General features: G+C 54.2%; 10 protein-coding genes and 1 other annotated feature. Of the genes, 5 read left to right on the top strand and 5 right to left on the bottom strand.

Annotation, left to right across the window (positions count from 1 at the left end):
* Positions 1–177 precede the first annotated feature (177 nt).
* Positions 178–412 (top strand) — a binding site (T-box leader).
* A 61-nt stretch (positions 413–473) separates the two neighbouring features.
* Positions 474–2273, top strand: coding sequence for a threonine--tRNA ligase (locus tag H5T67_12475; protein MBC7246119.1), 1800 nt, complete (start codon positions 474–476; stop codon positions 2271–2273).
* A gap of 34 nt (positions 2274–2307) precedes the next feature.
* Here the strand turns inward: H5T67_12475 and H5T67_12480 are convergent, their stop codons facing one another.
* Both H5T67_12480 and H5T67_12485 read right to left on the bottom strand, forming a co-directional pair.
* Positions 2308–2928: a ComEA family DNA-binding protein gene (locus H5T67_12480; protein MBC7246120.1), complete on the bottom strand. Its 621-nt coding sequence runs from the start codon at positions 2926–2928 to the stop codon at positions 2308–2310.
* Between the two features lie 171 nt (positions 2929–3099).
* The gene (locus H5T67_12485; protein ID MBC7246121.1) at positions 3100–4494 is read right to left on the bottom strand and encodes a cation-efflux pump; all 1395 of its coding nucleotides are present in this window, start codon (positions 4492–4494) and stop codon (positions 3100–3102) included.
* Positions 4495–4778: 284 nt separating this feature from the next.
* Here H5T67_12485 and larA point away from each other — a divergent pair, with 284 nt between their 5' ends.
* Positions 4779–6032 carry a nickel-dependent lactate racemase gene (gene larA / locus H5T67_12490; GenBank protein MBC7246122.1) on the top strand — a complete coding sequence of 418 codons (1254 nt, stop codon included), beginning with the start codon at positions 4779–4781 and terminating at the stop codon, positions 6030–6032.
* A gap of 38 nt (positions 6033–6070) precedes the next feature.
* Here the strand turns inward: larA and H5T67_12495 are convergent, their stop codons facing one another.
* From H5T67_12495 to H5T67_12505, 3 genes are all read right to left on the bottom strand, one after another.
* A complete protein-coding gene (locus tag H5T67_12495) occupies positions 6071–7231 on the bottom strand; it encodes a thiolase family protein (GenBank protein ID MBC7246123.1) in 1161 nt (386 codons plus the stop codon).
* Positions 7232–7369: 138 nt separating this feature from the next.
* Positions 7370–7879 carry a hypothetical protein gene (locus H5T67_12500; protein ID MBC7246124.1) on the bottom strand — a complete coding sequence of 170 codons (510 nt, stop codon included), beginning with the start codon at positions 7877–7879 and terminating at the stop codon, positions 7370–7372.
* A 72-nt stretch (positions 7880–7951) separates the two neighbouring features.
* Positions 7952–8740, bottom strand: a complete 789-nt coding sequence (locus H5T67_12505) for an inositol monophosphatase (protein MBC7246125.1) — start codon at positions 8738–8740, stop codon at positions 7952–7954.
* Between the two features lie 385 nt (positions 8741–9125).
* On the opposite strand from H5T67_12505, the gene larE reads away from it, so the two are divergent.
* The 3 genes from larE to larC are packed head-to-tail and all read left to right on the top strand — an operon-like array spanning position 9126 to position 11872.
* A complete protein-coding gene (gene larE / locus H5T67_12510; protein ID MBC7246126.1) occupies positions 9126–9944 on the top strand; it encodes an ATP-dependent sacrificial sulfur transferase LarE in 819 nt (272 codons plus the stop codon).
* Positions 9928–10656, top strand: coding sequence for a nickel pincer cofactor biosynthesis protein LarB (gene larB, locus H5T67_12515; GenBank protein ID MBC7246127.1), 729 nt, complete (start codon positions 9928–9930; stop codon positions 10654–10656). Before larE ends, larB begins: the two co-directional genes overlap by 17 nt.
* 7 nt (positions 10657–10663) lie before the next feature.
* A complete protein-coding gene (larC, locus tag H5T67_12520; protein ID MBC7246128.1) occupies positions 10664–11872 on the top strand; it encodes a nickel pincer cofactor biosynthesis protein LarC in 1209 nt (402 codons plus the stop codon).
* Positions 11873–11999: the final 127 nt, after the last annotated feature.

Below are 11999 nucleotides of genomic sequence, written 5' to 3' on the forward strand. Positions count from 1 at the left end.
CAATGGTCATTTTCTCTTCGTTAGGCATAGTCCCTCCGGTGATATTATCATTTGAAAGAACTATACCTCTTTAGTGACATTTTAGATAAAAGAACACGGTAAGTTGACAAAATCGTCGCTTTAGGGTATAATAAAATTGCAAGGCAATGAAGCCCACGGTGCGACCGTGGGTTTTCTGTATCGGCTGTGATCAGGACGAGTAGCTGGAAGAGCCGTTACAGGGAGAGAAGGCCACAGATTGCAAGCCTTTTCAACGGGAATCCAGCCAAAACCACCTGGGAGCCGGCTCCTGAAATGCACAATAAGCAGAGTATGGAGCCCCGGAGGTACCCGTTATCGGCCACAATGAGGACAACGAATTTGGGTTGTCAAAATTGGGTGGAACCGCGTGAGGAACCCTCTCGCCCCTTGGGTGAGAGGGTTTTTCATGCTTTAGCAATCCACCGATCGTTTGCATGGCAAGGAGGAAAAACATGCCTGAGAAACACGAACACGAAGACGAATTTTTGCATAAGTTGAGGCACTCTGCCGCCCATGTCATGGCCCAGGCGGTGCTGGAAAAGTTTCCAGAGGGCAAACTGGCTATCGGCCCCGCGATTGAGGAGGGATTCTATTATGATTTTGATTTGCCGCGTGCCTTGACACCCGAGGACCTGGAGGAAATCGAAGCGCGGATGAAGCAGATCGTGAGCGAGGATCACCCCTTTGAGTATCGCGAGATCTCCGAGGCAGAAGCGCGGGAACTCTTTGTCAATCAGCCTTATAAATTGGAACTGATCCAGGACATCCTTTCTGGTGGCAAAGATGAGTACGGCGAGGCTTCTGAGGAACCGCCCAAGTTGAGCATTTACAAGCATGGTCCGTTCGTTGATCTCTGCCGTGGTCCGCATGTGTCCAATACGCGCGAGATCAATCCGGATGGTCTAAAGCTGCTGAACGTAGCCGGCGCTTACTGGCGCGGTGATGAGCACCGACCGATGCTGCAGCGGATCTATGGTACGGTATGGCCGACCAGCGAGCAACTCGAGGCATACTTGCACAAGCTGGCTGAGATCGAACGGCGCGACCACCGGAAACTCGGTCGCGAACTGGACTTGTTCAGCACGCACGAAATCGGTGGGGCAGGTCTCATTTATTGGCATCCCAAAGGAGCGCTTATACGAGAGGTCATCGAGAACTTTTGGCGGCAGGAGCACCGCAAGCGCGGCTACGATATCGTCTACAGCCCCCATATTGGACGGTTGGACCTATGGAAGATCAGTGGCCACTGGGACTTTTACCGCGACATGATGTACTCGCCGATCAACATTGATGGCGTCGAATACCTGCTCAAGCCAATGAACTGCCCCTTCGCTGTGCTGATGTACAAGACAAGGACGCGCTCTTACCGCGATCTCCCGCTGCGTTGGGCAGAACTAGGCACGGTCTACCGCTATGAACGGAGTGGCGTGCTACATGGCATGTTGCGCGTGCGCGGTTTCACGCAAGATGATGCTCACATTTTCTGCCGCCCAGGCCAGCTTATGGATGAGATCGTCGGCGTGCTGGACCTAGCCTTTTTCATGCTGCGTACATTTGGCTACGAGCAGTTCGACGTCGAGCTTTCTGTGCGCGATCCAGCGAACAAGGCGAAGTATATCGGCGGGGATAGCGTTTGGGAAACGGCCGAGTCCGCTTTGGAAGAAGCACTAAAGGTGCGTCAGATTGAGTACAAAGTGATGCCAGGAGAAGCCAAATTCTACGGCCCAGCTATTGACATCAAAATGCGTGACGCATTGGGACGCGGTTGGCAAGGACCCACGATTCAGGTGGATTTCAATTTTCCAGAGCGTTTCGACCTGACCTTCGTCGGCGCGGATGGCAAAGAGCACCGTCCTGTCATGGTGCATCGCACCGTGTTGGGCAGCATGGAACGCTTCGTCGGCGGTCTGATCGAGCACTATGCCGGTGCCTTTCCGGTGTGGCTGTCGCCCGTCCAAGTCGAGGTCATTCCCATCGCCGATCGCCATAATGAATATGCGCGCTATGTGCTGCAGCGTCTGAAGGAAGCTGGATTCCGTGCTGAAATTGATGACAGTGAAGAACGGATGAACGCTAAAGTGCGCAGAGCCCAGTTGCAGAAAATCCCGTACATGCTGATCGTGGGTGACAAAGAGGTTCAGAATGGAACGGTGTCTGTGCGCCTGCGCAGTGAAGAGAACCTGGGACCAAAGCCATTGGACGAGTTCATAGCCATGGCGCAGCAGGTGGTTGAGGAGAAAAAGAACATATAGCAGCGGAGTTGCCTTCAAGCGCTCTTCTCATTGCTTATTCGATTGTGATGAGTTCCTTGATTTGCGCGAAGATGCCGTCTCCAATGCCCTTTACCTTTTTAATGTCCTCCAGGTGCTGAAACGGCCCTGCAGACTGACGGTAATCTACAATGCGCTGAGCTAAGGCAGGACCAATGCCAGGCAGTATCTCCAACTCGCTTGCACTGGCGGCATTGATATTGATTTTCCGCCCTGGTATGGCGGACATTTCGCTTCCTGTCGTGCGTGGAACGACTGTTGGCAGGACAGGAGTGGCTAATTCATCCAAGGCAGGCACATAAATTTGCTGCTCATCGTACACACGCTGTGCGAGATTGATCCGCGCCAAATCTGCATTCGCAGTAGCACCTCCCGCTGCGCTAATGGCTTGTTGCACGCGGCTGTCCCAAGGAATGACATAGACTCCCGGGTGGGCTACGGCTCCAGAGACATACACTTGAATGGGCTCAGGTGTAGCTGTTGGCACCCTGGGCTGGGCAGCAGGAGGTGGGATAGGGTGAATCACGATCGGCGCAGGCACTGGCTTTTTGATGAAGAGTAGCATCGCGCCCAAGGCGCTTGAGAAGATCAAGCTGAGGAATAGGCCTACCGATACCGCCTCATGATGTTTTTCCACCCATTGCTTCATCGAGCATTCTGCCCCATATGGAGCCCTCCTGAAAAGCGATGATGGTCATTGTTTGGCATTATGGCGATGTGATAGATATCCTAGCCAGTGGTACGGCGGGGCAGGATATATAACCGATATACGTCTTATGCTGCCTTGCCTGAGTTGTGAGCTCAGTGCTCAGTTAGATGGCGCTTCTGTCGAGCTGGGTTCCATATGTACGGACACTCGTGTGATGTCCGAACATTCCTTTCTTAAGCGTTCCTCAATTACAGTTGCAATATCATGCGCTTGAGCAATCGGCAAGTGTTCGTCCAGTGTACAGTGCAAGGTCAAGACGAATTTACCATCCATCTCGTACGCAATGACTTCAGGACAATCGCGCACCTCGGGCACGCCGCGTGCAATCTCTCGCGCTCTTTGTGCAATATGCGAGTCTGCAGGAAGTTGAGTACACCCGCTGTGCGCAACAGCGCTTGGCTCAATATGTGTGTTGATCTCAGCAATTTCTGGCACTTGCGCTTTGATTTTTTCCTCCAACAAGCTGGCTTGAGCGTGTGCCTGGCCCAGGGTCAGCGCATCCGACACCTCCAGATGCAAGTCCACAGAATAGCGCCCATTAACCTCATGGGCATTAAGGTGATGGATGACCACGCCCAGGTTGTTGGCTACCTCCTCCATGTCGGCAAACAGGTCGCGATGCGGGGCATGGCTGATGCGAGACTGCGGCTCAACGTGGATGATCACATCCCGAACTCCCGGAAGGGTCTGTTGGAGCTTGCGTTGCACTTGATGGGCTATTTCATGGGCCTGCGCCAAAGGCATGTCGGGCGCAACGCGGATGTGCAAATCGAGGTGAACGTCATCTTCTTGACCACGACTGCGGATGTGATGATAGCTTTCGATGCCGGGTACCTGTTGCACAATTTGCGCAATTTTGTTGGCATCAATAGCCACGGCATCCGTCAGTATGCGAGTGCTGCTGCGGATAATATCAATGCCCAGCTTGGCAATCAGCAAAGCGATCGTCACGGCCAGCAAAGTGTCCACAATCGGGTAGCCCATACGCACTACTATCAACCCGCCGAGGACGCCCAGGGAAACGAGGATGTCTGCACGCGTGTGCAATGCATCCGCTACTAGAAATTCGCTGCGCAGTTGTTTGCCGCGACGCTCTTCGTAAAACGTTACGTAGGTATGGACGGCTATGCTCACGAACAGTGAAGCAAAACTCCACACGTTGACGTTCGGCACAACAGGATGAAGCAACCGCTGGTAGGCGCTTGTCAGGATCTGAAAGCAGGTGAAAAAAAGCAACACTGAGACAGCAAGTGTCATCAAGATCTCGTAGCGGCGATGCCCATAGGGATGATCTGCATCCGGCGGACGGCGCGCCAAGTAAATCGCGATCAAGCCCATGATATTGCTGACCGAATCGAATAGGGAATCAAATCCATCGGCAATGATGCTCAAAGAGCTAGTGGCGTAACCGACCACGATCTTGGCGACAGTTGCCACCAGATTCAAAAGCATGGTATAGAGCAACACAAAGCGAACCGCAGCGAAACTCTCCATCAAGCACTCCAAATTCCGGTGATACAAAATACATTATAGTCCATAACCCTTTTCCATCAAAGCAGTCGCATCGGGATATCCCATCACCCCTCACCGCTGAGCCCGCAAGAGAACACACCACAGATTGAGAAGCGTATTTTTACATATCCAGCACACTTGTGTTTTGCTACAAGGAGAGCAACGGCTGCTCTCCCAGAAATTTGGTTCTTGATATATAATGTCTTTGTTCGTAGAATCCTGCCCTAGTTGTAGTGGGGCTATCTCGATAGAGGGAGTTCATCTCGGTGAAACACAAATTAGCCTATGGCCATTCAACTCAAACAGTGGTACTGCCCAAAGACAATATCCTCTGGCTTATGGAGCGGGAGCAGCCCCCGCAGCGAGGGTCTGAAGAAGACTTGGTTCGGCAAGCGCTGGAAAACCCGATTGGTTCGGCGCGCCTCCGTGAGCTGGTGCGGCCCGGTCACCAGGTTGTCATCGTTGTCAGCGATATCACTCGGCCTTGTCCTACATGGCGTCTACTTCCACTTTTGCTGTCTGAACTTACAGCGGGAGGCGTTGCAGAAAGGAATCTCCGTATCGTCTTTGCCCTGGGCAGCCATCGTTGCCTGAAGCCCGAAGAACAGGCAAAGTTGGTCGGCGAGGCAGTATTTGATCGCGTTTGTTGTGGAGACATTGGATCAGGACCTTTTGTCGAGGTTGGGCGTACCAGCCGTGGCACTCCGGTACAGGTGTTCCAGCCGGTTGTCGAGGCTGACTGGCGTGTGTACGTGGGCAATATTGAATACCACTATTTTGCTGGCTACACAGGTGGGGCAAAGGCATTATTGCCAGGTGTTTGCAGCCTGGAGACAATTACCGCAAACCACTCGTGGATGGTACAAGACAGCGCCGTGGCTGGGCGTATCGCAGGCAACCCGGTGCGCGAGGATATCGAGGAGGCTGCTTTATTTGTTGGCCCGACATTCCTGCTCAATGTGGTTTTGAACGGCGAGAAAGGCATTGTAGAAGCAGTTGCAGGCGATGTAACCCTGGCTCACCGTCAAGGTTGCCTCAAGGTGGATGAACTGTACCGTGTGCCATTAGCCCAACGCGCTGACATTGCGTTGGCTAGTGCAGGGGGATGGCCAAAGGATATTAACCTATATCAGGCACACAAAGCCTTGGAAAACGCTGCATGTGCAGTGCACGATGATGGGATTGTCATCCTGGTAGCAGAATGCCAAGAGGGCATTGGCCATCCGCGCTTTGCCGAATGGCTTACTTGTGGAGATTCGCCAGATGAGCTGCTCCGGCGCATACAGAAGCAGTTTGTGCTCGGAGGACACAAAGCCGCAGCCATCGCCAAAATCCGCAGACGAGGGGTACGCGTTTTCCTCGTCTCCGCTTTAGACGCTCAGGTAGTACGGAGCATGGGTTTTGTGCCCTTTGCCTCAGTGCAAGAGGCGCTAGCCAGTGCCAAAGAAGAAATGGGACACAAGGCACTACTAGCTGTCATGCCCCATGCTGGGTCAACTTTGCCTTTTCTTGCTCCATAAAGGCATGTCGTTGGTTATGATGACAGCAAGGCTATCTACTACTCTTCCCGCTCTAAAATGGTGGCAATGCCCAGCCCTCCACCGCAGCACATCGTCTGCAAGCCGTAGCGTCCACCTGTGCGCTCCAGAGCGTGAATCAGAGTAACCATCAGCCTAGCTCCTGTTGCTCCCAATGGATGCCCCAGAGCGATGGCACCGCCTTGCACATTGACCCGAGACATATCGGGCTGTAATTCACGCTGCCAGGCAGCCACTACGGAAGCAAAAGCCTCGTTCACTTCGATAAGGTTCATTTGCTCCAACTTCAGGCCCGCGCGCTTTAGTACTCCTTTAGTGGCTGGTATCGGGCCAGTAAGCATGCTGTGCGGGTCCACTCCCACGACGCATTGTGCCACGATGCGCACCCTAGGATGCAGTCCCAGAGCCTCGGCAGTGTCACGGCCCATTACCAACAAAGCGGCTGCTCCGTCAGAGATTTGGCTGGAATTTCCCGCCGTGACCACACCATCCTCTTTGAAAGCGGGTTGCAAGGTGGCCATCTTTTCCAGGGATGGATTGTAACGGATTCCTTCGTCGCGATCCATAATTGCCTTGCTGCCATCGGGCAAGGTCACGGGCAAGGGGATAATCTCGCGTTTGAACCAGCCAGCTTCGGTTGCTTTTGCTGCTAATAAGTGGCTCCGGAAGCCAATCTCATCCAGCTCACGCCGGCCGATCCTCCAGCGTTTGGCAATGACCTCTGCCGCGAGACCTTGGGGGATGATGCTGTACTTCTCCATGATCTCAGGAGTGAAGGGCGAGCCCGGGCCATTCATGAAGCTGCTGCCCATAGGTACACGCGTCATGCTCTCCACGCCGCCAGCTATGATAATGTCTGCTACCTGGCTCTGGATCAGGGCCGCAGCCAGATGCACCGCCTGTTCGCTGGAACCACATTGAAAATCCACCGTTGTCGCTGGTATGTCCACAGGGAAACCTGCTTGCAGTAGCACTTGTCGGGCTACGTTAGCTCCCTGCTCACCCACCTGGCTTACACAACCCAGAATCACTTGATCAATCTGATGCGCTTGCAGACCAGTTCGCCTTAACAATTCGCGCAAAACAATAGCGCCTAGCTCGACCGGGTGATAATCCCGTAGCAGGCCATCGCGTTTGCCCACCGGGGTACGCAGTGCTTCGACAATAACTGCATCGCGCATGGACTTCCTCCGTCTTCGATGTGATGAGTATGGTCAAAGTTAATGCATTGTCTTATCGTTGATGGACAAGGCATGCCCCCACGTTGACCGCGCTCTAACAGGTATGGGAGCTTTGCGGGTGGCTAGGAAGGCACATCACTACGTCTCATTGGCACTCTCAGACTTGGGTGGTTCAGGAGCCTCTGGCGGCTTTTCCTCCTCCCCTTTGCTCAGGACCTCCTTTAGAATGCGTTCGATCTTGGCACCAATCTTGTTGCCAATTGTAACCCAATCATCGTCCGGAGAAGCATCAGCCCACTGGCCTAGCCCAGTCTTGACTTGGAATTCAACGCGTCGTCCAATCTCTTCCCAGCTGGCTCCCTCTGCTGCACCTGCGCCACGAGCCAATTCGGCGCGTACCTTCTGCTCTACAGCGCGCCCTATCTCTTCCCATGTAGACTCGGGAGCTACGCCTAAGCCAACAGCCATTTTGCTCCTAACTCTCGCTTCTGCTTTTCGGCCAATGGCTTCCCAATTCTCTCCTTCTTCTGCCCCGGCCCAACTCGCGAGCTCGCGTTTGATTTGAGCCTCGATGCGCCGCGCGATCTCGGCCCATTCGGCCTGGCTTCTCTTTTCCTCAGTCGTGCTCTTTTTCTGTTCCTCTGTCATCTCCCGACTCCCTTTTTATTAGTTATGCATGGCTTAGCATGCCACATGGCTTACTTTTTCACATATAGGGCGTTACTGCTCTCTGAGTATCTCCTGAGCAATACGCAGAACCTCTTTGTGAAATGCCGCATTGCTTGCTGCGATGATGTTCTGTGAAGCCACAGAGATTGGCCTGCCCGCAAAGTCAGTAGCCGTTCCGCCTGCTTCTTCGATGAGCAATGCACCGGCTAGAATATCCCAGGCACTAACCCGATCGTGAAACGAAATCTCTACTCGTCCACTGGCCACATAGGCCAGGTTCAAGGCTGCAGCGCCCATGATGCGTGTGGCTTCGATCATCGGATGCAAGCGAGTCAACATCGGCAAGGCTAGGCCAGGATTCTCTTTGTGGCGTGCGGGAAGAAATCCAATGGCCGCGATAGCTCGCTCCATATTGGTCTTTTTCGAGCAGCGGATTGCCTGGCCATTGAAATAGGCACCTTTGCCTGCTTCCGCGTAAAAGGTCTCCCCGCGCACTGGATCATAGATTACGCCCAATATCGCTCTACCCTTTACCGCCAGAGCGATGGATGTGCAGAACCAAGGGATGCCAACAGAGTAATTCCGCGTGCCATCCAGTGGGTCAATGACCCAAAGGCTCTCCGCCTCGCAGTGTGCGGAGTGCCCCTCCTCGCCCAGGAAATCGTGGTCAGGGAAGATCTGTCGGATCACACGGACAATAATCTCCTCTGCTTCTTGATCCACATGGGTAGTGAGATCACCGGGGCCTTTCGCATGGATTACCTGAGGCTGGCGAAAATAGCGCAGGATCAGTTCTCCGGCTTGATGTGCCGCTTCAATAGCTACATTGATTGCTTCCATGGTAGTCCTTTCTCAAATCTTGCCATTGTCGAAAATCCAGTCAACTAGCCTTTTGCATCACCTGTATACTGGGCGCAGCAGGCCTACCTGTAGGTTGCTGTGTGGACAACGGGTAATTTAGCGCATCACCTAGTATATCGTATTCCTAAGGGTGTAGCAAAAGCGCATTGCAACACTTGACGAAACTCGATTAATCTGTTAATGTTCTCTTGGCAGAAGTTTGGACATTCAAAGTTTCTACCGAAGGATAGTTTGCTCAAAAAGCGGCCTTCTATAGAATTTTTCTGAACTTGAGGTTGATGAGAGCGTTGAACAAGTCCTGATACATCCAAGAACATGCTATTGGCAGAAAAGCACGTGATTTCCAAAAGAGGCTATAAATTATTTGAGAGACCTACAAGCCAAAATCGAACGAGCACGTGATATCATCTTACACTTGGGCAGCACCGTGGTCGCCTATTCCGGCGGCGTGGACAGCACTTTGCTGCTTACTCTTTGCCTGGAGGCGCTAGGGCCGGACAAGGTGCTGGCTGTTACTGCTCATTCGCCAATACATGCCGATAACGAATGGCGCGAGGCGCAGCAAATTGCGCAAATGCTCGGAGCACGGCACTGCCTGATCGAAACGCACGAGCTTGACGACCAACGCTTTGCCTCCAACCCCCCTGAGCGCTGTTACTTCTGTAAGCAGAGTCTGATGAACGTCCTCTGGGACATTGCAAGAAGAGAAGGATTGCAAAGCGTCGTGCATGGTGGCAACGTGGATGACCTGGGCGATTACCGGCCAGGCATGCAGGCGGCGCAGGAGAGCGGGGCACGGGCACCTTTGCTGGAGGCTGGCCTCTCCAAGCAGGAGATTCGCACCGCTTCACGGGAGTTGGGTTTGCCCACCTGGGACAAACCAGCTATGGCCTGCCTTGCTTCACGCGTGCCCTACGGAACAGCTCTCACACAGGAAACCCTGAAATGCATCGAGCTAGCTGAGAGCTTTTTGCGTGATGAAATTTGCCTAACTCAGTTCCGAGTGCGACATCATCCACCCATCGCGCGCCTTGAGGTGCAGCCGCAAGACTGGGAGCGTGTCTTAGCTGAAGGAACCCGCCAACGGATTGTGGCCAGGTTGCGTGAATTAGGCTACTTGTACGTTGCGCTGGATTTGGCAGGATATCGCAGTGGGAGTCTTAATGATGCCATCAAATCCTGATGAAGTTGAGTGGTGCAACAGCGGACGCATTGCTCATCCCGACTTGAATCGAATACGGCGTAAAGGCGTGCCAGAGGTCATCCTCGCTGATTGCAAGAGCACAGAAGAGGTGCTCACCATCGCACGTCAGTTCCTCGATGCTGAGGGTAGAGCTATTTTGAGCCGCGTCTCAGGGGAACAGGAAGGTCGCCTGCGCGAGGAATTCAGCCAGGAGGCTATCTTAGAATGGTATCCACGGCCGCGTGCTGCTGTATTGCGCAAGCCGGGTGTAGCACGCCCTGTGTCCGGAGGGCGGGTGGGCATCCTGACTGCTGGAACCGCGGACATCCCTTGTGCCGAGGAAGCAGCACTAGTCTGCCGAGAGATGGGCTGCACGGTTTTTACTGCCTATGATGTAGGGGTAGCAGGACTGCATCGCTTGTTCGGACCACTCTCCGAACTGCTGGAGAAGGAAAAGGTGGATGTGCTCATTGTGGCAGCAGGCATGGATGGGGCACTGCCCTCAGTAGTCTCAGGTCTAGTGCCCGTACCGGTGATTGGTTTGCCGACTTCGGTGGGCTACGGATTGGGTAGTGGGGGCATAGCCGCGTTGCTCTCCATGTTGCAAACCTGTTCACCAGGGCTTGCGGTGGTCAATATTGACAATGGCATCGGTGCAGGCGCTATGGCAGGGATAATTGCCAATCGCGTGGCAGCTGCACGGAAGGGATAGAGGGCGAATGACCACGCTTTGCGCGTACTTCGATTGCTTCTCAGGCGCCAGCGGCGACATGTTGCTTGGAGCGCTGCTTGATGCAGGTCTGCCACTGGAGGAACTGCGCAACTGCCTGGCGAGTTTGCCCATTCAGGGCTACGAAATTATCGCGGAGCCCGAAACACGCCAAGGAGTGTGTGGCACCAAAGTCACAGTGCGCTACAAGGAAGAAGAGCAGCCCCATCGGGGACTGGTGGACATCCTCAGGATAGTGGAGAATAGCGCACTGCCTGCTACGGTCAAGAGCACTGCATCTGCGGTCTTCTGGCGGCTGGCACGTGCCGAAGCTCAGGTTCATGGCATGGCACCCGAAGAGGTGCATTTTCACGAAATAGGCGCCATTGATAGCATTGTGGACATCGTTGGCGTGTTAGCCGGGTTGCATCTCCTACACGTGGAGGCGGTCTATGCCTCACCACTGCCGCTGGGTGGCGGCACGGTTCAGACAGAGCACGGCATCTTGCCTGTGCCAGCTCCTGCAACGTTGCGCATTATCGCCGAAGCGCACGTACCCACACGACCTCATCCGGCAGAGGTGGAGCTTGTGACCCCTACTGGTGTCGCCCTGCTGGCGGAGCTGGCTCGTTTCGAGCAGCCAGCCATGATGATTGAGGCTGTGGGTTACGGTTTTGGCACGCGTCACGTGCCTGCCCTGAATGCTGTGCGGGTGTGGCTTGGTCAGGTCTGCGCAGGCATGCGTTGGGCAGAAGATGAAATCGTACTTTTGGAATGCAATCTCGATGACGCCACTGGGCAGGCGGTGGGCTACGTACAGGGGCGTTTGTTGGAAGCGGGCGCTCTGGACGTCTGGTGCACGCCAATCTATATGAAAAAGAACCGCCCCGGAGTGCTGCTGTCAGTGCTGGCCCGGCCAGCGCAGGTATCGGAGCTGGTTGCTTTAATGTTGCGTGAAACGCCTACTCTGGGAGTGCGCTGGCTACGTATGCCGCGCTTCGTAGCCGATCGCACTGTCGTGACGGTAGAAACGCCATGGGGCAGTGTACGAATGAAGGTCAAGCTACTCGATGGGCAGGCGATAGCGGCTACGCCTGAATTCGAGGATTGCGCACGTCTCGCTCGTGAGGCTGGTGTGTCGTGGCAGGTAGTGCATGACACGGCGAAGCAATCTTGGGCGGCAAGCCTGACGCAAAACAAACCTGCGCAAACCGGCTGAAAGGGTGTATTTCAATTTGGGGGCAAATTTGGGGCATAATGTAGGGAAGAATCGAAGCTCAAGAGAAAGGAATCTAAGATGAAACGCACCCGTGCAGAGATCAAAGCGCAGCTATTGGCAGAGGCTG

This window comes from Chloroflexota bacterium (genome assembly GCA_014360905.1).
GTDB lineage: Bacteria > Chloroflexota > Anaerolineae > UBA2200 > UBA2200 > JACIWX01.